Here is a 21,116-nt window from a genome sequence, read left to right as displayed (position 1 = left end):
CGGCGGGACACACCGCAAGCTCCACAGCGGTGTGTCCCGCCCGGCACCAAGTTGTCTTGAACGGCTGACCCACTTCCCTGAAGGTGGGGGTGATCTGTGAAGTTCTCCGATTCCCGGGCCTGTTTGCTGAGGAGTTGATCTGTGTGCGTTCGTTCGGTGCGTCGTCTGCGCATAAAGGCATGTGGCGAGCGCAGGAAATGGCTCCCGACACGCCGAACCATGCGCTGACCATGTGGGATGTGGACGGTGAGCTGGACGCGGCGGTCATTGAATCCGCGTTCCTGCACGTGATGGGCGAGGCGGAGGTGCTGCGCGTCAACTTCGTCGACGACGGCAGCGGGCTGCGCCTCGTACCCCGGGAACTGGGGGACTGGCGGCCGTTCTTCCTGGACCTCAGCGCCGAGGCCGATCCCGAGCAGGCGGCGCGCGAAGCGCTGGCCGACATGGTGCGGCAGCCGTTCGACCTGTCGCGGGACCTGCTGTTCCGACTGGGTGTGGTCAAACTCGCGGAGGCCCGTTCCCTCCTGGTGATCGCCTACCACCACCTCATATCGGACGGGTTCGGCGCGGGTGGCCTGCTCTCGCGGCGCCTCGCCGAGGTCTACACGGCGCTGCTGCGGGGCGAGAACGTACCGGAGCTGCCGCACCCGTGGGACGCCGAGTCGTTCGCGTCCGAGGCGACGGAGTACCTCGCCTCCCAGAAGTTCACCGAGGACACGGAGTTCTGGCGCGACTACCTGAAGGATGCGCCGGCGCCCGCGCAGGTTCCGCGGGTCGCCCTGTCCGACTCGCTGCGGGCCGCGCTCTCCCAGCCGATGAGCAGCGCCGACCGCTGGTCGGAGGTGGCCGAGACCATCGGCATGGTGAGCCGGACGCTGACCGTTCCGCGCGCCGAGGCAGACGTGTGGACCGAGACCGCGACGTCCATGGGCGTGTGGATGTCGCAGATGCTCACCGCCGCCGCGGCGGTCTTCTTCCGGCACCGCTGCGACCGTCCGGAGTTCCTCCTCTCGCTGGCCGTGGGCAACCGCGTCGGCGTGGCGAGCCGGACCCCCGGCCTGGCCGTGAACGTGGTGCCGGTACGGGTGGCCGTTCCGCTCGGCGCGACCTTCGCCGAGATCGCCGACGCGATGGTCGACGAGACGTACGAGCTCTTCGGCCACACCGCCTGCCACTACTCGGACATCCAGCGCGCGAGCGGAACCGTCCTGAGCGGCCGCGGCAGTTTCGGTGCCGTCATGAACGTCGTCGAGTTCGTGGAGCAGCTCCACTTCGCCGACAGCCCGGCGCGCTACTCCGGCGCGACGACCGGCACCTTCGAGGAACTGTCGATCGGCGTCTACACCGACGGCAGCGCCGACAGCGACCTCTACATCCGCCTCGACGCCCCCGCGAGCCTGTACCACCGCGCGGAGCTGCGCTTCCTCGGCGAGGAGCTGATCGCGCACATCCGTGCCGTGGTGGCCGCCGGTACGCAGCCGATCGGTGCGCTGGACGTGGTCAGCGGTGTCGAGCGCGACGGCGTCCTGACGGCACCGAACGACACGGACGCGGCGCTGCCGGGACTGACGGTTCCGGAGCTGTTCGCCCAGCAGGTGGAGCGGGACCCCTACGCCATCGCGATGGTGTCCGGCGACTCGGAGGTCTCCTACGGGGAGCTGGACGAGCGCTCGAGCCGTCTGGCCGGGGCGCTGCGACGCCGGCACGTCGGACCCGAGACGGTCGTCGCCGTGGCGATGCCCCGGTCGGTGGACCTCGCCGTCGCCCTGCTGGGCGTGGTGAAGGCGGGCGGAGCCTACCTGCCCATCGACCCGGCGCTCCCGGCGGAGCAGATCACGTCGCAGGTCGGCGACTCCTCGGCGCGCGCACTGCTCACCGATGCGGCGACAGCCGGCGCACTCTCCTGCGGCCCGGACGTTGCGGTGATCGTGTTCGACGACATCCGCCCGGACAGCGCCGACGAGAACGACGGTGCGCCGCAGGCTGCGGTCCCGTCGCACCAGGACGGCCTGCTGGCCGTGATGCACGGCTCCGGAACGGCCGGCGCGGCCACCGCAGTCGCCGTGACGCACCGGAACATGGAGCGGTTCGTCAAGGACCGCCACTGCAAGGAGGCCGGCCACGGCACCGTGCTGTGGCACGCGCCGCACACCGCCGATGCGCTCGCCCTCGAACTGTGGGTGCCCCTGCTGAACGGCGGCCGCGTGGTCGTGGCTCCCGCGGGGGAGCTCGACATCGACGCCCTGACCGCTGTGCGCGCGGCGCACGAGATCTCCACGGTGTGGCTGCCCGCGAGCCTGTTCTCGGCGATCGCGGCAGAACGCCCCGAGAGCTTCGCCGGGCTGCGCGAGGTGTGGACCGGTGGCGACCGCGTGTCCACGGCCGCGCTGCGCCGGGTCCGTGAGGCCTGCCCCGAGCTGACGATCGTCACCGGCCACGGCCTGACGGAGACGACCGTCTTCGCCGCGTGCCAGCGCCTGGCTGCGGACGAACCGGTGCGCCTCGCGTCCGCGGTCGGCCGTCCGATGGACAACACCGCGCTCTACGTGCTGGGTCCGGGACTGGCGCCGGTCCCCGTCGGCGTGACCGGAGAGCTGTACGTGGCCGGGCCCGGCGTGGCCCGTGGATATGCCGGGCAGCCCGGGCCGACCGCGGAGCGGTTCGTGCCCTGCCCGTTCGGTCCGGCCGGCGGGCTCATGTACCGGACCGGGGACCGGGTGCGCTGGGGAACCGGCGGCCGGCTCGAGTACGTGGCCCGGGCCGACGCCCAGGTCGATGTACGTGGCGTTCGAGTCGAGTTGGCCGAGGTCGAAGAGGTGCTGTCCGAGCACAGCGGCCTTGCACAGTCGGTCGTGGTCGTCAAGGAGGACGGTTCGGGGCAGCAGCGGCTGGTGGCCTATGTGGTCCCGGTCCGCGGCCAGGCCGTTTCGGGCGAGGAGCTGCGCCGGTTCGCCGCAGGGTGGCTGCCGGAGTCCATGGTGCCGTCGGTGTTCACGGTGCTGGAACGCCTGCCGGCGACGGTCAACGGGACGGTGGACCGGGCGTCGCTGCCGGAGCCCGAGTTCGACGCGAAGTACCGGGCACCGCGCAACGAGACCGAGCGGGTGCTGGCCGCGGCGTTCGCCGACGTGCTCGAGCTGGACCGGGTGGGCATCGACGAGGACTTCTTCGACCTCGGTGGCAACTCGCTGCGGGCGATCAGGCTGGTCGGCCTGATCCGGGCGGAGCTGAACCAGGAGGTGTCGATCCGCAGGCTGTTCGCGGCGCGCACCATCACCGGTCTCTCGGACATGTGGAAGGACCTCGCCCAGTCCAGCAGGCCGACTCTGCGCAGGAGGACGAGGGAAGGCGCCGTTCTCTGACCGTGCCGTCACGCCGAAGCGCCCGCGGCCCCCTGCCCACCAGGGGGCCGCGGGCGTTCGTGCTGCCGGGCCGCCTGCCGGCTTCGAGCGGGGCTCAAGTGGGCCACCACCGGCCTCCGGTGAACTTCCGACGGGGTTCAGCTCGTGCTGGATCGAAGCGTGTGAGTGGCTCCCCACAGCGTTCGTGGCTGAAGCCGGTGTGGTGGCGCGAATACATCCCCCGTAAGAAAACCGCACGAGCGGTTTGTTAGTGTCCTTGAGTCCTGCCTGTTGCTCTGCCGATCCGATGGGAGTCCACTCGCCGTGGCCACCTTCCTTTACAAACTCGGCCGCCTGGCGTTCCGGCGCCGATGGCTGCTGGTCGTCCTGTGGGTGCTGATCTTCGGCGGCGTCGGAGTCGCGGCGTCCTCCGCACCCCCGCCCCCCGCCGACACCTTCTCCATGCCGGGCACCGAGTCGCAGAAGGCGTTCGACCTGCTCAAGGAGAAGTTCCCCACGGCCAGCGCCACCGGCGCCAGCGCCCGCGTCGTCCTCCGCGCCCCCCAGGGCGCCAAGATCTCCGACGCGGGCCCGAAGGCCGGCGTCACCGAGCTGCTCGGGAACCTGTCCAAGGCCCCCGAGGTCATCGGCGCGACCGACCCGTACCAGGCCAACACCATCAGCAAGGACGGCACCACCGCCTACGCCGTGGTCACCTACAAGGTCCCCGGCCCCGAAGTGAGCGACGAGGCGCACGACGCCTTCGACGAGATCACCGAGAAGGCCCGGGCCGGCGGACTGACCGTCGAGGCCGGCGGTGACGCCGTCAAGATCAAGGCCGAGATGGGCGGTTCCGGCGAAGGCATCGGCATCCTGGTCTCCGCCATAGTCCTGCTGCTGACCTTCGGCTCGATGATCGCGGCCGGCATGCCGCTCCTGACCGCCACCATCGGCGTCTCCATCGGCATCTCCGGCATCACCGCGCTCGGCAGCACGTTCGGGCTCTCCGCCACCACCTCGACGCTGGCGATGATGCTCGGCCTCGCCGTCGGCATCGACTACGCGCTGTTCATCGTCTCCCGCTACCGCTCGGAGATGGCGGAGGGCCGCGACCGCGAGGAGGCCGCCGGACGCGCCGTCGGCACGGCCGGCTCGGCCGTCGTCTTCGCCGGCCTCACGGTCATCATCGCGCTGGCCGGCCTGTCCGTCGTGAACGTCCCGCTGCTCACCAAGATGGGCCTGGCCGCCTCCGGCACGGTCGCCGTCGCCGTCCTCATCGCGCTGACGCTGGTTCCCGCGCTGCTCGGCTTCGCCCCGTTCAAGGTGCTGCCCCGCCGCGAGCGCCACCTGTTCTGGAGCGGGCCGCTGTCGGCCCGCAAGCAGCGCGTGTCCGCCAAGCGAGCCGCCAAGGCCGCCGCGCGCGCCGCGAAGAAGGACCCGAACAAGCCGAACCTCGGCTCCCGCTGGGCCGGCTACGTGCTCCGCAACCCGGTCGCCGTCCTGCTCGTCGGCGTCGTGAGCCTCGGTGCGCTCGCGGTGCCCGCCGCCAGCCTGGAGCTCGGCCTGCCGGGCGAGGGCACCATGTCGACGGAGACCACCCAGCGCAAGGCGTACGACATTCTGTCCGAGTCCTTCGGCGCCGGCTTCAACGGCCCGCTGATGGTCACGGTCAGCGCCAAGGACGCCAAGGCCGCCGGCGACACCGTCGGCAAGGCCCTCGCCAAGGTGGACGGGGTGGCCTCGGTCTCCCCGGCCGTCGCCAACGAGGCCGGCGACACCGCCATCCTCAACGTCGTCCCGACCACCGGTCCGGCCGACAAGAAGACCGAGGACCTCGTCCACAACCTCCGCGCCCTCGCGGGCGGCTTCGAGGAGCAGACCGCCGGCGAGGTGCTGATCACCGGCCAGACCGCGATGCTCATCGACTTCTCGAAGACGCTGGACGACGCGTTCGTGCCCTACCTCGGCCTGGTCGTCGGCCTGGCCTTCGTCCTGCTGGTCCTGGTCTTCCGCTCGCTGCTCGTCCCGCTGAAGGCGGCCCTCGGCTTCCTCCTGTCGGTCAGCGCGGCCCTCGGCGCCGTCGTCGCGGTCTTCCAGTGGGGCTGGCTGAAGGACGTCCTCGGCATCGACCAGACCGGTCCGATCATGAGCACCATGCCGATCTTCATGATCGGCATCGTCTTCGGCCTGGCCATGGACTACGAGGTCTTCCTGGTCTCCCGCATGCGCGAGGCCTACGTCCACGGCGCAGGCCCGGACGAGGCCGTGGCCACCGGCTTCCGCTACAGCGGCCGCGTCGTCACCGCCGCGGCGGCCATCATGATCAGCGTGTTCTCCGGCTTCATCCTGGACGCCAACGACATGATCCAGATGATCGGCTTCGGGCTGGCGACGGCCATCCTCTTCGACGCCTTCGTCGTCCGCATGGCGATCGTGCCCGCCCTGTTCGCCCTGCTCGGCAAGGCCGCCTGGTGGCTGCCCCGCTGGCTCGACGCACTGCTCCCGAACGTCGACGTGGAGGGCGAGAAGCTCAACCGCATCGTCGCCCGCTCGGTCCCGCCCCGCGAGCGCGAGCTCGCGGACCGCGTCTCCTAGCGGATCCCCGTAAGGGAACACACGCAGCGGACTCCCGCGGCGGACCGGCCCCCGTCCGGACCGTCAGGGAGCCGCACCCCCGCCGGCCCGGTGGCACCAGCCACCGGGCCGGCCGTCGTCTTCGGGCCAGGCCGCCGGCAGCTGCCCTGCAGGCCGCTACTGATGCGGGATGTCGACGCCGGCTGCCCGGAGGTTCGCCTCGAGCAGCTCGGTCAGCCGGGCAGCCGCCGGCGCCTGGTCTTCCCGGTGGTGGTTGATGAGGCCGTAGCGGGTGGCGGCGTCGGGCCTGGCCCGGAACTCGGCCGGCAGCGACAGCAGTTCACGGTTGGCCAGCACCTTGGCGGCCAGGGCGGACGCGATCTCGTCCAGCCGCGGGTCGTCCGGATCCCACGATTCGGCGTCCTGGCAGAGCTTCATCAGCTCGACGTACTGGGGGTCGGCGAGCTGGCGCTCGAGCTGGCTCAGGAAGCTGTCGAAGACCTCCGGCACCAGGGCACGGGCCAGAACCAGGGCCTCCTGCTGGATGGCCACATAGTCGGCACCGAACCCGAGCTCCGCGAACCGGTCCAGGGCCACGCACGCGCGCTCGGGCAGCAGGAGCCGGTCGCCGGCGGCGAGCCGGTGCAGCACCGCGCGCCGCGCGATCAGCTCCTCGATCCGGTCGGTGAGCCGCCGCTCGACGTCGTCCAGGGCGGCGACGAACTGCTCGGGATCGGCGTCGAGCAGATCCCCGACCTCGGCCAGCGGCACGCCCGCGTCGGCGAGCGTGCGGGCCTGGACCAGCCGCAACATGTCGGACGATCCGTACCGGCGATAACCGGAGCCGTCGCGTTCCGGTTCGTCGACCAGGCCGAGCCGGTGGTAGTGGCGCACGGTCTTCACCGTGACGCCGGCGAACGCGGCCGCCTGACCGATCGTGAGTCCGTACACCATGGGCTCAGCGGGCCCTCTGGTCGTGGGCGGCCGAGGTCTCGCGCACGGCCGAGGCGATGGCCCGGAAGTCCTTGGCCAGAACCTTGGAGTGGTTGCTCGCGACCTTCGCGCTCACCTTGACGTTCGGGTTCCGGGCGAGCACCGGATCGAGCGCGGCCCGCATCTTCTCCATCTCCTCCTGGCCCCCGCCGAGGCTGCCGCCCGTGGCGAGGACGTACCGCACCGGGCAGGTCAGGCGGTCGAGGACCGGCTCGATGGCGGCGTTGACCTCGTTGGCCTCGATGTTGATGTCGGCATGCTGGTCGGCGGTCATCCGCGCGGCCAGGCCCAGCGGACGCACCAGCGGCAGCAGCCACCGCATCCGGCGGAACAGGCGCCGGATCCGCTCACGGCCCTCCTCGCCGGTCAGACCGTACGGAATGCCGCCGTCCACGGACACCACCCCCAGGACGCGGCCCGGATTCCGGTCGGCCCAGTGCGCCGCGAGCGCCGCACCGTAGGACCAGCCGACGAGCAGCGGCCGCTCCACCCCGGTCGCCTCGAGGACGGCATCGAGGTCCCGGACGCACGCCTCGAAGGAGTAGTCCGCCGACCGCTTCGACCGGCCGCGGGCCCGCTCGTCGTAGGTGATGTGCCGCCAGCCGGAGTCGAGTTCGGCGATCACGGGCCGCCAGGGCCGGGAGTCGGCATAGGAGCCGTTCAGATAGACGACGGGCCGGCCGGGACCGCGCGTGTCGGTGACGGCCAGGGCCGTGTCGTCGACAGGGACCATGCCGGTCCAGGGCGAGGAAGTGGAATTGGTCATGCCATCAGCGTCCACCCTGACCCAGGGTCAAGGTCAACCGGCGACATCAGGCCGGACCTCCCACGGCCTCCTTCGCCGAAGCGATCGCGCCCACGAACGCGTTGACGCCCTCGGGCCGCTCGGAAGCAACGAGGAAGGAGCCTCGTCAATGCCGAAGGTGACAACGACCGGCGATGATCTCCGTGCTTCGCCAGCACGGGCCGCAGTCCGGGGCGTCGATACGATCATGGACGTGCGCGTACACCTCGCCCGACTCGTACCGAATGGAATGGACGCACTGTGAGCCTTCGCCAGATCGACCCGAAGCAGCGCGGTTTCCTGATCGTCAACTCCCACCCGGACGGGGCCGCCGAGACCGTGCACCGGATGTGGGAACGGATTCCGGCACGCGCCGACGGCAGCGGCCCGGTGGTACTGCTCCTCGGCCACAGCGCCGGGTACGGGCTGGCCACGCTGCTGACCGGGCTGCGCCGGCACGGGATCCGGGGTGTGGGTGTCGCCTTCGAGGGCGCGGAGACCGAGCGGCGCACCGCCACAGCGGGCTGGTACCGCACCGCGGCCGTCGATGCCCTGGCACAGGACGCCGGCCACGACTTCGTGTTCGTCAACACCGACGCGTTCTCCGAGGCGGGCAAGGAGCAGGTGCTGGCCCTGGTGGAGGAGCGGTACGGCAAGGTCGACCACCTGATCTACAGCCTGGCGGCGCCGCGCCGCACAGACCCGGCGACCGGCACGGTCCACCACTCGGTGATCAAACCGCTCGGCGCGCCGTACGAGGCTCCGGCACTGGACTTCTCCGGCGATTCCCCGAAGGTCGGCCAGGTGTCCTTGGAGCCGGCCAGCGCCGAGGAGCGGCACGCGACGGAGCAGGTGATGGGCGGCGCGGACTGGCGGCTGTGGGTACGCGCCCTGGCCGGGCGCGACCTGCTGGCCGACGGGTTCACCACGGTCGCCCTCACGTACATCGGCTCGGAGCTGACGGCGCCGATCTACCGGCAGGGCACCATCGGCGCGGCGAAGGAGGACTTGGAGCGGACCGCCGGACAGCTGGACGCCGAGCTGGCAGACGCGGGCCGGGCGTTCACCGCGGTCGCGGGCGCGGCCGTCACCCAGGCGTCGAGCGCGATCCCGTCGATCGCCCTGTACACGGCGTTCCTGCGGACCGTCCTCGGAGACGGGTTCCGCACGACGGCCGAACAGGCCGGGGAACTGTGGGAGCAGCTGACGGGGGCGACACCGCTGGTCCTCGACGAGCAGGGCCGCATCCGGCTGGACGGCTGGGAACTCAACGACGAGGTCCAGGACCAGGTGCGGGAGCTGTGGGCGAACCCGGAAGCCGGACTGGAGCGCGCGGGGGACGGCGCGGACTGGTTCATGGGGCAGATCCGCGAACTGTACGGATGGGGCGTCGACGGTGTCGACTACGGGCGGCCCACGCAGACGACGGTCGAGTGGCCGGCGCCGCGCCGAAGCCTTCGCTAGCGAAGGCGTTCGCCGCTGACCAGCGAGAAGGACAGTTGCCGGCCGGCCAGGCCGGCTGCGCAGGACCGGAAACGTGGACCGGCTCATCACCGAATGGCGGGGGCACGGCGATCGTCTCTCGGCCCGTCTGCGCAGCCGGCTGCGGCCGGCCAGGAGGCACGTCAGGAAGCGGCGGTGGCGAGCAGCCCCTCGGTGACGGCCGCAGTGACCTGGTCGATCTGGTCGACGAGGTAGAAGTGGCCGCCGGGGAAGACCTTCAGGTCGAAGTCACCGCTGGTCCGCTCCCGCCAGGTCCCGGCCTCCTCGACCGTCACCATCGGGTCGCTGTCCCCGATCAGGGTGGTGATCGGAGCGGCGAGCGGCTCTCCCCCGCGCCAGTCGTACGCGGCGAGGGCCCGGTAGTCGGCTCGCAGTGCCGGCAGTACGAGCTCCAGGACCTCGGGGTTCTCGAGCATCGACTGATCGGTGCCGCCCAGCCTGCGCAGCTCGGCCAGCACGTCGGCGTCGTCGTAGAAGTCGTACTGGGCACTGGTGCCCGGGCGCGGCGCGCCCCGGCCGGAGAGGAACAGCCGCTGGGGCCCGGGCAGTTCGCCCCGGGCGACGAGGAGCCGGGCCGTCTCGAACGCGACGAGCGCGCCCATGCTGTGGCCGAACAGGGCGTACGGCCGTCCGGGGTCCGCGGCCAGTTCGTGGGCCAGCTCCTCGGCCACTGCCTCGACGAGCGGGGCCACGGCCGTGAACGGCTCCTCGTGGTACCGGTCCTGGCGCCCCGGGTACTGCACGGACACCACGTCGAAGTCCGCGGGCAGCGCGCGCGCCAGCTGCACGTACGCCGTCGCGGAGCCCCCCGCATGCGGGAAGCAGAAGAGGCGTGGCCCGTTTCCCGTGGTCGTGGTCGTGGTGAAGCGCCGGAACCACGTGTTGTTCATCGTCGGTGTGTCCCTTCGTCTGTGCCGGCAACACTGCCCCCGCTGATCACACCGACCGGACCGGCAGCGGGCGGGCAGAGCGAAAGCCCGCCGGTGCCCTCGGGGGATGGGCGCCGGCGGGCGGTTCGGGTGCCCCGCGAGGGCTTGCGCCCGTCCGTATCGGAGCTCATGACCCGAGCATTGCGCCCCGTCCTCGAAGGGCGCTCGCAGTCTGCTGGAGAAACCCGTACAGCCGCTGTCATCCGGTGCACCGGATGGCCGGGAATGCCGCGAGGGCGGCGTGCGCCGGCGGGTGCCGGGTCACGCCGCCCTGGGGCGGTCCACGCTCATGGCTGCTACTTGGGGTCGCGGTTGAAGGATGCGGTGGACCAGCGGTAGCCGAGTGCGATGAGGGCGATGGACCAGCCGAGGGCGAGCCAGCCGTTGTATCCGATCTCGGTGCCCAGAAGCAGTCCGCGCAGGGTCTCGATGACCGGCGTGAACGGCTGGTACTCGGCGATGGGCTGGAACCAGCCCGGCATCGAGTCGATCGGAGTGAACGCGCTGGAGATGAGCGGCAGGAGGATCAGCGGCATCGCGCTGTTGCCGGCCGCTTCCGCGTTGGGGCTGACCATGCCCATGCCGATGGCGATCCAGGTGAGCGCGAGAGCGAAGAGCGCGAGGAGCCCGAACGCCGCCAGCCACTCCAGGGCCGTGGCGTCGTGGGAGCGGAAGCCGATGGCGACGCCGACGATGCCGACGAGGACCACGCTGGCCAGGGATTGCAGGACACCGCCGATGACGTGCCCGATGAGCACGGATCCGCGGTGAATCGCCATCGTGCGGAAGCGGGCGATGATGCCTTCGGACATGTCGGTGGAGACGGATACCGCGGCGCCGACGACGGTGCTGCCGATGGTCATCAGCAGGATGCCGGGGACGATGTAGGCGATGTATGCGGAGCGGTCTCCGCCGCCGCTGATGCCGCCGCTCATGGCGCCGCCGAAGATGTAGACGAAGAGCAGCAGCAGCATGACCGGCGTCAGCAGGAGGTTCAGCGTGAGCGAGGGGTAGCGGCGCGCGTGCAGGAGGTTGCGGCGCAGCATCGTGGACGAGTCGCGCACGGCGAGGGAGAGGGAGCTCATCGGACGGTCTCCTCGGACTGGCTGGGCTGGCTGGGGATGTTGGTGCCGGTCAGGGCGAAGAAGACGTCGTCCAGGTCGGGGGTGTGCACGGTCAGCTCGTCGGCCTGGACCGCGGCGGCGTCGAGCCGGTCGAGGATGGTGCGCAGGTCGCGCTGACTGCCGCCGCTGGCAATTTGCAGGGCGAGCGCTTCGTCGTCCCGGGTCACGTCGCGCAGCGCGGACGCGGCGCTCTCGTACGCAGCCGGGTCGGAGAACCTCAGCCGGACGTGCCCGCCGGGGATGAGCCGCTTCAACTCGTCGGCGGTGCCTTCGGCTGCGATCTTGCCGTTGTTGAGGACGGCGATGCGGTCGGCGAGCTGGTCGGCCTGGCGGCGGGCTTCTTGGCGGCCTCCACCAGGTCGAAGCGCTCCAGCAGTTCGGCGGCGACCCGCTGTCCCTCGCTCTTGGACAGGTGGTGCAGGTCGGCCATGAGGAGCATGTTCTCCTCGCCGGTGATCAGCCCGTCGACGGCGGAGAACTGCCCGGTGACACCGATCGACGCCCGCACCGCCTGCGGAGCAGCGGCCAGGTCATGACCGGCGACACGGATCTCACCGGCATCGGGGGTGATGAGGGTGGAGAGGATCTTGACGGCAGTGGTCTTCCCGGCGCCGTTCGGCCCGAGCAGGGAGAAGATCGTCCCCTCCGGAACGCTCAGGTCGATGCCGTCGAGCACGCTCTTGTCGCCGTAGGACTTGCGCAGCCCGTTCGCCGCGATCGCCAAGCCGGTCATGATGGACGCTCCCTTTGACGCTGCGGGTTAGAGGCTGCGGGTTAGAGGCTGCGAGCGGTGATGTTGCCGTAGTTGGTGCTGGCGTGGATGTTCAGGCCGGCGACGCCTTCGCTGTTCTGGAGCGAGTTGTTGATCCGGCCGTAGGTGGTGCCGGCGTCCAGGGAAGCGGAGACGCCGCGGGCCGCGCCGACCGTGATCTCGCCCTGCTCCGTGCGCAGCGTGACCGTGCCGCGCACGGCCTCGGCGATGTGGAGGTCGCCCTTCTGGGTGCTGATCTGCGCGTCCCCGCCCAGACGGCCGACCGACACATCACCCGACATCAGGGTCAGACGGGCGCTTGCCGCTTCGTCGATCTTGACCGTGGCCTGCGCGCCCTCGAAGGAGACGTCGCCGAGGCGTCCGACGCAACGGAACTCGGCGCTGGCCACCTTCGCCTCGATACGCGAGCCGGCGGGCAGCTGGACGGTCAGTTCGATGGATCCGGAAGAGCCGAGGACCCGGTTCTTGGCCGGTGCGGCCTGGATGCGCAGGACGCCGTCGATGTAGGTGACGGTGGTCTCCTCGGCGGCCTTCACGTCGCGGCTCTTGGACGGGTCGGCGGGCAGGATCTCGACGGTGGTGTTGTCCCGGTCGGCGGCGATGAACCGGATGCGTCCGGCGGGGATGTCGAGGACGGTGGAGCGGCCGGCGGGGGTGTCGAACTTCTGCATGGCGTTCTCCTTCTGCTTCAGCGTGCACTCTGTCGGCTCGCTGTTTCTGATGATGGAAAAGCTACGTTGCATTCACAGAGTTGGCAACATGTGCGTTGCGCAAAATCAGCATCAATGCAGGTGAGAGGTGAGAATTCGTTGCAATGTCCTTGAGGCTAACGCAACGCGCGTCCTCGGTTCGTTGCAATGGATTGAGTGTGAACGCGATACCTGGAGACACCACGGACCGCGAAGGAGACCGCGGACGCGAGGTGCGGCCCGGTCCCTGGCCGACGCCGAGACCCCGAACCGCCCACGCCCGCAAGGCCGCCCGGCGCTTGCCGGCCTGACCGCTGCCGCCCCCGCCGCGCCCGCGGGTGGGTTGGGGGCTCTGTACTCTGGGCGGGCTTTCGAACTTGTTCAAGCTGTAACAGAAAATGGGGGGGCCGGTGCGCAGTCGCCGACTCGTAGTTTCAGCTGTTGCCCTTGCGGCTGGTGTGGGTCTCATACCGGGCGTGGCGCAGGCCGACGGTCCGGCGCCGGCCGGGGTTTCCGTGCCACCGGTCGAAGTGGCTGCCGACGATGCCGGGGCCGGGCCCGGGGCCTATCAGAGTTCGGGCGACCGGACGGTGCGAACCTCCTTGACCGGCCGTGACGTGGCGGCACAGGACTCCGCCGCCGCCTCGAACCTGGAAGTCGCTCTGGCGGCTGACATCACGACCGCGCGCGGAATCTCCCTGACCGTCAACCTCTACAACGGTGTGCCGGTCCCGCACGAGGTCACGATCGCCTGGGGCGACGGCACGACGGACGCGATCACCATGAACGGTGGGGAAGTCCGGGGGTTCAACAAGCACACCTATCCGAGGCCCGGCGACTACACGGTCACCGTGACCGCCACGGACAGCGTCAACAAGGTGCAGGCCGTGAACCAGCTTGCGTTCTCGACGGCCGGTTCGTTCTTCGTCCCGCACACGCCCACCCGGCTTCTCGACACCCGCTCCGGCGTCGGCGCGGCGAAGGCCAAGGTCGGTGCGTACTCGTCGGTCTGGGTGAAGATCGCGGGCAGGGGGAAGGTCCCGACCGGGGTCGCCGCGGTGGTTCTCAACGTCACCGTCACCAACACCACCGCCGGCGGACACGTGTCCGTCTACCCTGCGGGCAAGCAGCGGCCCGAGTCCTCGAACATGAACTACGTCGCCGGGCAGACCGTTCCGAACCAGGTGATCGTGCCGGTCAGCAAGGACGGGTACGTCGAGCTCTACAACGGCGGCTGGAACGCGGTCGACCTGCTCGCTGACGTGACCGGCTACTTCGACCGCTCCGCGAACGACGGCTACACCTCCCTGAACCCGGTCCGTTTCGTCGACACCCGCGAGGGGCTCGGCGCGGCGCGCGGCCAGGTCGCCGGGCAGGGCACGTTCGGTGTGCAGATCACCGGCAAGAGCGGGATCCCCGCCGGGGTGAGCGCCGTGGCGCTGAACGTGACCGTCACCAATCCGCGGGAGGCCGGTCACCTGACGGTCTTCCCGAGCGGGCAGACGGCGCCGACCACGTCCAATCTGAACTTCACGGCCGGTCAGACGATCGCGAACTCCGTCATCGTGCCCGTCGGCGCCGACGGAAAGATCAATGTCCGCAACGGTGCCTGGGCGGGGACCGACGTCATCGTCGACGTCGTCGGCTACTACGGCGCCGGGAGCAAGGCGGCCTTCGCCAGCACGACCCCCGGCATCCCGACGGGTGGACCGTGGCGGCTCCTCGACTCGCGTCGCTGGGGCGGCCCCGGCACCTGGCCGTGCCTCGCCGGCGGCTACATGCCCATGGACATGGATTCCGGGAATCGTGACCGTCTTCCCGTCGAGGCCTACGTACTGAACGTCACCGTCACCAGCACGAGCGGCTCCGGCTTCCTCTCGGTCGCCCCGGACCCGTACTCGATGGACGCGTACAGGAACGGGCGTCCGACCCCGCCGCCGCGGCCGGTGTCCTCCACGCTGAACTGGACGGCGGGCAAGGACGTTCCCAACCTGGTCCAGGCGAAGCCGGGCCCCCACGAGGTCATCGACCTCTGGAACCAGAGCAGCCGCGAAGCCCACTACATCGTCGACTGGTTCGGCCAGTACGACGCCTACTAGGACCAGGTTGGCCATGGTCCTGCCGGTGGCCCGGGTCTCCCGGCCGGACCCGGGCCATGTCCGAGCCCGCTGATAGCGTCCCCCGTCCGGCCGGAAGATCACGAAGGGGCGACAGCCGTGCAGGACGAAACACGCCACGAGGTCAGCGGAGAGCGCATGGCCCGAGCGCTCGAGGACATCAGCCGGCGGACCCGGTCCCGGTGGTACGACATGCGCTACGACGACCCATCCCCAGCGAAGCTCCAGGAGATGCAGGACGAACTCCTCGACCACGTCGCCGCCCGTACGGTGGAGGACCCGGCGCTCGACGAGTCGGCGCGCTCGGCGCTGCGGACCGCAGCAGAGTGCTCCCTGGGGTTGCTGAGCCTCGGCTGCTTCCCCCACGGTGACCAGGAGATCCTCTTCCCGCTCATCGGCGAGACCCTCAGCAGCGAGGACATCGCCTTCGGCGACGTCGTCGAGCTCGACCCCGAGGGGAAGGCCCCCACGGCCAGGACGTGGATCGACACGTTCGAAACGTGCATGGTCAGCGGCCTGGTGTGGGAATGGCAGAAGGTGATCGGCCTGCTGTTGCGGAACAGCTACGCGTCCGCGATCCACGACGGGGTGCCCTACTCGAGGCTGAACTCGACGTCGGACCCGGCCGACCTCGCGGCGATGGACGCACTCTGCGGCTACCTGACCCGGGCAAGCGGCCACCTGCCCCGCCACTGGCCCACCGTGCCCCTCTGCAAGCCGGACGCCGACGAGCGCGCACAGGCTGCCCGAAGGCTCGACGCAGTCGGCCCCCTGACACGGGATCAGCGTCTCCTTCGCGTACTCCTCGACGACGACCGGCAAGCGTTCGAACAGGCACTTGCGGCCCGGCTCATCGAGCACCGGGAGAGCTTGGGCCCCGATCCCGCTCCCCGGACCCTGCTGCCGCTCGGCACCCTCGCCCTGGCCGCCCTTGCAGTCCAGGTGCACGGGTGGGACCTGGCCGTCCGGTCCGGCTACCTGCCGCTCGGCATTCTGGGCTCCCCGGATGCGCTGCAGCGAGCAGCGGACGCCGACGGGAATGCCCTGAGCCATTGGACCGCCACGTAGTCATCTCGCCACTCGGGAGAAGCAACGCATGAATACGCCACCATCGCGGCCCGGAGCGGAGCGAACTGACGGATCAGCCGTCCGGATCGGCGCTCTCGTTCCGCTGACCCGGCCCGGCTGGGTCGAGGCAGGCCGACACCTGCTCGCCGGACTCGAGCTGGCCGTTCGCGAAGTCAATGACGCCGGCGGGATCCTCGGGCGACCGCTCGAGCTGGTGGTCCGGGACACCGCGGCCGATCCACACAGGGCCGCGGCGGCCGTGGACGAATTGGCCCGCCTGGGCGTGGCCGCCCTGGCGGGGGAGTACCACAGCGTCGTCGCTCGCGCCGCCGCTGCCAGGGCCGACGCCCTCGGCCTGCCGTTCCTCTGCTCGTCGGCGGTTCTCGACGCGCTCACCGAACAGCCGACGCAGTGGGTCGCGCGCCTCGCACCGGCGCAGTCCCACGGCTGGCAGATCTACGCTGACTTCCTCCTCGGCGCGGGCCACCGCCGCATCGCCGTGGCAGCCCAGCCGAGTGTCTACTGGGCGTCCGGGACCCGCATCCTGCGGGACTACCTCGCTCCACGCGGCGGCACGGTCATCGAACTCGACATGAGCGAGCTCACCCCCACGGCGGTGTGCGACGAACTCGTCGACCACCGTGCGACAGCCGTCCTTCTCCTGGCCGGCCACCCGGAGCCGGCCGTGCCGATCGTCACGTCCGTCCGCCGCGACCAGCGCCTCGCGGAGATCCTGATCGGTGCTCCGGCCGGGCAGCCGGAGTTCGCCGAATGGGCGACGCTGCTGGGCGAGGACGGCGCCGCGATCCCGTTCTTGCGCTACCTGCCCGAGCGCCTCGGCCCACTCGGCGCACGAGTCGGGACGGCCCTCCGTGAGCGGCTGGGCGAAGCGCCCTCCTTCGTCGCCTTCGAGGGCTACGACACGGTCGCCGTCCTCGCCGATGTGCTGCGATCCAACGGCGCGGACCGGGCGCGCACTGCCGAATCCTGGCCGCGCGTCGCAGTCGAAGGCACCCGCGGGCAGATCCGTTTCTCCCGCACACCAGGCATCAGCGTGTGGCAATGGGCTTGGACACCGGTCCAAGTCGTCGACCGTGACCCGGCGGAACCCGGTCGCTTCCGCATCCTCCACACCGGCTGAGCCGCCCGGGACTTCGCCGGGGTGCACATGAATGAGGCACCTCGGCGCCGCTCCCCCTGGTTTCACAGCATGATGAGCAGACGCGTCTTCGGCTTGAGCTTCCGGTTCACCGAACGGCTCTGCACGTACACCTCCAGCTTGGGATTGCGCCCCGCCTTCACGGAGACGGTCCCCTGGATGCCCGTGCCGAACAGAAGACTGCGGGCCGCGTCGCCCGTGTATGCGCGGTCGGTGTCCTTCTCGACCACGATGACTTCCTTGTCGGGCTGAACCTGAACCCGGGTGCCCAGCTGGTAGTAACAGGACCCGCGTTCGTACGTCACGCCCGGGTGCGAATCGACGAAGGACCGGATCTCGACCTCCGTGTCGACCTTCAGGAGCCGGTACTTGTCGGCCGGGACCGGCTCGAGGTTCGCCCGCACGTCGTCGACCGAGATGTCCTGGCCGACCGCGAACAGGTTCTTCGTACCGCGCACGCCTTTCTCGCGGCCGCGGAGGAAGCTGGTGGCGGCGGCGCGCACGGTACCGATCGCCTCCTCGACACCCTCCTGCGAATCGGCATCCCAGATGGCGATGTTGCCGGCCGGGAAGCCGTAGTTCTGGGCGGTCCGCTTCGCCAGCGAGTTCGGAACGAGGATCGCGGAAGTCCAGTGGCCCGGGAGCGCACCCATCTTCGCCGCGATCTTGTCGAGCCAGGGGCCGAGGATGGCCATGTCGCCGTCGTGCCGCCGGTCGCCGCCGGAGGCGTTCTCCTCGCCGTCCGTCACCACGATCTGGAGGAAACTGTGCTCGCCGTACGCCTCCCAGATGTGGCCCAGGTCGTCCAGAGACTTCAGCGAGGCTTCGATGAGAGCGGTGGCGCCATTGTTGACCTTGTACAGACCCCGCATGGACGGCAGATGCTTCACATCCATGTCCCACACCAGGTTCTCCACCTTGTGGTCGAACGAGTAGAGACTGATCCGGGTCTCATGACCCAGGCTGTCCGACTCGGCCTTCAGGCCCGCCACGAACTCGTCCACGACACGGATGAGCTGACTCTGGTGCTGATGCATGGAACCCGAACAGTCCACTACCAGCGCGACGTGATTCACCTTGTGCTGGATCTTGTTGGCGGACATGATTCTGCTCCTTCTCCGAGCTCCCCGAGTGATGTCTCCACACTATGAGCAGCCACTGACAATGAGCCTGACGGCCAATCACCCGCCCGCCGGGCCCCCGGTAACGGCCCTGGGAGGGAGACGGCGACGAGAGCCGGACACCGGTGTTCCGTGCCGCCCTCCGATGACAGCGATGCCAGCCGAGGAGCCGAGGCAGGTCCGGCGAGGCGCAGCTGCCGATGACGGCTGCCCCACCCGACCAACCCGCCCATCAGCTGCTGTCCGGGGCCGGAGTATGACCGGACGGTCACAGGATCCGGCTCCGGGAACGGACGGGGCGCGGCGAACATCTAGCCGGTCGGCGAGGCTCCTGCGGGGGCCTCGCCCGACGGTATCGGCAAGAACCGGGCGGCTGCCGCCCGGGGGTGAGTGGCAAGGCGGGGCAGGAATGAAGGCGGTAGCGGTGGCGGGCGGTTCCCCGGACACCCCGGAGACTCCGGGCACCCCGGAGTCTCCGGAGGCGGAAGCGACCGAGGTACCGGGAACGGATCCCGGTGCGCAGGACACGCCCCCCGGTACCGGCGGCTCGGACACCCCGGAGCGCGCAGAGGCCGAAACCCCTGCCGAGGCCGACGCGGAGGCCGAGGCCGACGGCGCCGCGGAGACCGGGCCCGAGGAGGACGCGCCGGACGAACCCGCGGCGAAGGCCGACGCGGAGCCGGAGGCCGAAGCCGAGCCGGAGGCTGACCCGGACCCGGAGCCGGACCCGGACCCGGACGCTGACCCGGAGCCGGAGCCGGAGCCGGAGCCGGAGCCGGAGGCTGACGTGGAGCCCCAGGCGGAAGGCGAGCCCGAAGCGGGCTCCGACGCGGAGGCCGAAGACAGCTCCGAGGCCGGGACAGAGGCCGACGAGACCGCTCCCGAGACCGAAGCACGGCCCGACACGGAGGCGGAGCCCGACGCGAAGGCCACCGACGCGCCCGCACCCGAGCCGGAGGTCGCCGGCGGGGACGTACCCGAGCCCGAGACGGAGGCCGGAGACGGGGGTGACGGCGGAGGTGCTGCGGGCCAGGACGAGGGCGCGCCCGACGAGGATGCCGAGGCGGCCGAGGCGGCCGAGGCCGAGGAGCCCGCGGAGGCCGGTCCGGCGGACGACGCGGGCCGGGAGACCCGGCCTGTGCCGTCCTGGGCTCGGGACGGCGCGGCCGAGGCCGACGCGGAGCGCACCAGCCAGTTCGTGGCCCTGAAGGAGCTGGACGCCCCGGCGAAGAAGGCCCCTTGGCCGGAAGCCGTACCGCAGAACCGGACCCCGGCCCGGACCCCTGCCCCTGCCCCTGCCCCTGCCCCTGCCCCTGCCCGGGCAACGGCCCCGGCCACGGCTCCCGCGGAGGTCGTCGAGCCCACCCGCGAGGTCCCGCTGCCCCCGCAGCCCCCGCTGGATCTGCTGGCCGAACTCACCAACACAACTCCCCCGCCGGAGACCCCGCGCCGCACCGCGGTCCGGCGCGTCAAGATCTGGACCCCGATCCTGCTGCTCCTGGCCGGCGCGGCCACCGGCGGGCAGCTGCTGCGCCCGCTGCCCGCCCCGCAGCTCGTCGCGGCCGAACAGGTGCACACCCTCGACGGGCAGTTCTCCGTACCGTGGCCCGCCAAGGGCCAGGGCGCCGTACGCGTACCCGGTTCCGGTGACATCGGCACCTTCGGCGAGCAGAAGCCCGTCCCCACGGCGAGCGTCGCCAAGGTGATGACGGCCTACGTGATCCTCAAGGGCCACCCGCTCCGCAAGGGCGAGGCCGGCCCCCAGATCGAGATCGACGCGAAGGCAGTGGCGGACGGCAACTCGGACAACGAGTCCCGGGTCGAGGGGCTCGTCGCCGGTACGAAGTTCAGCCAGCAGAACATGCTGAAGATGCTCATGATCCCCTCGGGCAACAACATCGCCCGGCTGCTGGCGCGCTGGGATGCCGGCACCGACTCCGAGGCGGCCTTCGTCGCGAAGATGAACGCCGCGGCCAAGGAGCTCGGCATGGAGAACACCACGTACACGGACCCCAGCGGTCTGGACTCCGCGACCGTCAGCACGGCCGCCGACCAGCTGAAGCTGGCCGAGGCCGTGATGAAGGACGAGGCGTTCCGTGCGGTGGTCGCGCTGCCGAACGAAGAGATCAAGGGGTTGTCCAAGACGCTCCTCAACAACAACACCCTGCTCTCGGCCAACGGCCTGAGCATCCGCGGCATCAAGACCGGGTCCAGCACCCCCGCGGGCGGCACGCTGATGTGGGCTGCGTACAAGTCGGTCGGCGACGAGACCCCGCTGATCCTCGGCACGCTCATGGACCAGCACGCGGACGGCCCGGACCTCAACGGGGAGAACAGCCTGAAACTCGTGCTGGCCAACAGCAAGAAGATCATCGAAGCGGTGCGGCAGGCGCTCGACGCGGCTCCGGTGGTCCGCAAGGGCCAGACGGTCGGCCACGTGGACGACGGCCTCGGCGGCCGTACCCCGCTGGTGGCCACGAAGGACCTGAACCTGATCGGCGTACCGGGCCAGCAGCTGAAGCTCACCCTGCGGCCGGGGGCCTCCGGGACCCCGCACGCCGCGAAGGCGGGCACCGAGGTCGGCGTCCTCACGGCCGGTGAGGGGGAGGGCGCGAAGAGCGTGCCCGTGGCGGTCGGGACCGAGCTGGCCGAACCCTCCTTCGCCACCCGGGTCACCCGCCTGCGCTAGGTCGTGTCGTCAAAGTCCCGTCTGGCTGGCGGGGCCTGGCACGCACGCTCGCCGCGTTGTCGTCGGTCACCGACGCTCCGCGTCGATTCCCTCCTCCGCCTTGCGATCGCACGCACCAGGCCCCGCCAGCCCCGCCCTTCGGGCGACCGACGCCACTTTGACGACACTCCCTAGCACTGGCACCGTGCCCGTGCCCGTGCACATGACGAGGTCGAAGCCGTCGAGACTGCCGGCGTTCCGGGAGTACGCGTGG

Annotated in this window: 13 protein-coding genes and 1 pseudogene; 7 read left to right on the top strand and 7 right to left on the bottom strand. The window is 70.6% G+C overall.

The genetic code is table 11. From position 1 onward, the window contains the following. Window positions 1-83: 83 nt before the first annotated feature. Window positions 84-3,362 (top strand): non-ribosomal peptide synthetase, encoded by a 3,279-nt coding sequence (locus OHT74_RS41385; RefSeq protein ID WP_328623567.1) that lies wholly within the window; start codon window positions 84-86, stop codon window positions 3,360-3,362. Between the two features lie 303 nt (window positions 3,363-3,665). Next, window positions 3,666-5,936: an MMPL family transporter gene (locus tag OHT74_RS41380; protein ID WP_328623566.1), complete on the top strand. Its 2,271-nt coding sequence runs from the start codon at window positions 3,666-3,668 to the stop codon at window positions 5,934-5,936. A 156-nt stretch (window positions 5,937-6,092) separates the two neighbouring features. Here the strand turns inward: OHT74_RS41380 and OHT74_RS41375 are convergent, their stop codons facing one another. Both OHT74_RS41375 and OHT74_RS41370 read right to left on the bottom strand, forming a co-directional pair. After that, window positions 6,093-6,869: a MerR family transcriptional regulator gene (locus OHT74_RS41375; RefSeq protein ID WP_328623565.1), complete on the bottom strand. Its 777-nt coding sequence runs from the start codon at window positions 6,867-6,869 to the stop codon at window positions 6,093-6,095. 4 nt (window positions 6,870-6,873) lie between these two features. Further along, window positions 6,874-7,674, bottom strand: coding sequence for an alpha/beta fold hydrolase (locus tag OHT74_RS41370; RefSeq protein ID WP_266674354.1), 801 nt, complete (start codon window positions 7,672-7,674; stop codon window positions 6,874-6,876). A 279-nt stretch (window positions 7,675-7,953) separates the two neighbouring features. Between OHT74_RS41370 and OHT74_RS41365 the strand changes: the two genes are divergently transcribed. Beyond that, window positions 7,954-9,156, top strand: a complete 1,203-nt coding sequence (locus OHT74_RS41365) for an enoyl-[acyl-carrier-protein] reductase FabV (protein WP_266674356.1) — start codon at window positions 7,954-7,956, stop codon at window positions 9,154-9,156. Between the two features lie 161 nt (window positions 9,157-9,317). Here the strand turns inward: OHT74_RS41365 and OHT74_RS41360 are convergent, their stop codons facing one another. From OHT74_RS41360 to OHT74_RS41345, 4 genes and pseudogenes are all read right to left on the bottom strand, one after another. After that, the gene (locus OHT74_RS41360; protein WP_328623564.1) at window positions 9,318-10,085 is read right to left on the bottom strand and encodes a thioesterase II family protein; all 768 of its coding nucleotides are present in this window, start codon (window positions 10,083-10,085) and stop codon (window positions 9,318-9,320) included. Between the two features lie 335 nt (window positions 10,086-10,420). Further along, entirely contained in the window at window positions 10,421-11,209 is a 789-nt protein-coding gene (locus OHT74_RS41355; protein ID WP_328623563.1) for an ABC transporter permease, read from the bottom strand. Then, a pseudogene (locus OHT74_RS41350) lies at window positions 11,206-11,981 on the bottom strand (ATP-binding cassette domain-containing protein). Before OHT74_RS41350 ends, OHT74_RS41355 begins: the two are co-directional and overlap by 4 nt. A 41-nt stretch (window positions 11,982-12,022) precedes the next feature. After that, a complete protein-coding gene (locus OHT74_RS41345; protein WP_267003491.1) occupies window positions 12,023-12,691 on the bottom strand; it encodes a DUF4097 family beta strand repeat-containing protein in 669 nt (222 codons plus the stop codon). Between the two features lie 620 nt (window positions 12,692-13,311). Here OHT74_RS41345 and OHT74_RS41340 point away from each other — a divergent pair. From OHT74_RS41340 to OHT74_RS41330, 3 genes are all read left to right on the top strand, one after another. Further along, a complete protein-coding gene (locus OHT74_RS41340; RefSeq protein WP_328623562.1) occupies window positions 13,312-14,808 on the top strand; it encodes a PKD domain-containing protein in 1,497 nt (498 codons plus the stop codon). Window positions 14,809-14,925: 117 nt separating this feature from the next. After that, entirely contained in the window at window positions 14,926-15,894 is a 969-nt protein-coding gene (locus OHT74_RS41335; protein ID WP_328623561.1) for an immunity 49 family protein, read from the top strand. Between the two features lie 28 nt (window positions 15,895-15,922). Further along, complete coding sequence (locus OHT74_RS41330; RefSeq protein ID WP_328623560.1) at window positions 15,923-17,035, top strand: ABC transporter substrate-binding protein; 1,113 nt, start codon at window positions 15,923-15,925, stop codon at window positions 17,033-17,035. Between the two features lie 62 nt (window positions 17,036-17,097). On the opposite strand, the gene OHT74_RS41325 is transcribed toward OHT74_RS41330, so the two are convergent. Then, window positions 17,098-18,156 (bottom strand): vWA domain-containing protein, encoded by a 1,059-nt coding sequence (locus OHT74_RS41325; protein ID WP_267003483.1) that lies wholly within the window; start codon window positions 18,154-18,156, stop codon window positions 17,098-17,100. Window positions 18,157-18,583: 427 nt separating this feature from the next. On the opposite strand from OHT74_RS41325, the gene OHT74_RS41320 reads away from it, so the two are divergent. Then, a complete protein-coding gene (locus OHT74_RS41320; RefSeq protein ID WP_328623559.1) occupies window positions 18,584-20,863 on the top strand; it encodes a D-alanyl-D-alanine carboxypeptidase in 2,280 nt (759 codons plus the stop codon). Window positions 20,864-21,116 lie beyond the last annotated feature (253 nt).

It is taken from the genome of Streptomyces sp. NBC_00354, from assembly GCF_036106915.1.
GTDB lineage: Bacteria > Actinomycetota > Actinomycetes > Streptomycetales > Streptomycetaceae > Streptomyces.
This window is presented reverse-complemented; position numbering and strand designations above follow the sequence as displayed.

Bases quoted from the DNA above. Each gene is read 5' to 3' on its own strand.
- OHT74_RS41345 (WP_267003491.1), bottom strand. From the start codon at position 12,691: ATGCAGAAGTTCGACACCCCCGCCGGCCGCTCCACCGTCCTCGACATC.
- OHT74_RS41370 (WP_266674354.1), bottom strand. From the start codon at position 7,674: ATGACCAATTCCACTTCCTCGCCCTGGACCGGCATGGTCCCTGTCGAC.
- OHT74_RS41360 (WP_328623564.1), bottom strand. From the start codon at position 10,085: ATGAACAACACGTGGTTCCGGCGCTTCACCACGACCACGACCACGGGA.
- OHT74_RS41375 (WP_328623565.1), bottom strand. From the start codon at position 6,869: ATGGTGTACGGACTCACGATCGGTCAGGCGGCCGCGTTCGCCGGCGTC.
- OHT74_RS41320 (WP_328623559.1), top strand. From the start codon at position 18,584: ATGAAGGCGGTAGCGGTGGCGGGCGGTTCCCCGGACACCCCGGAGACT.
- OHT74_RS41355 (WP_328623563.1), bottom strand. From the start codon at position 11,209: ATGAGCTCCCTCTCCCTCGCCGTGCGCGACTCGTCCACGATGCTGCGC.
- OHT74_RS41330 (WP_328623560.1), top strand. From the start codon at position 15,923: ATGAATACGCCACCATCGCGGCCCGGAGCGGAGCGAACTGACGGATCA.
- OHT74_RS41325 (WP_267003483.1), bottom strand. From the start codon at position 18,156: ATGTCCGCCAACAAGATCCAGCACAAGGTGAATCACGTCGCGCTGGTA.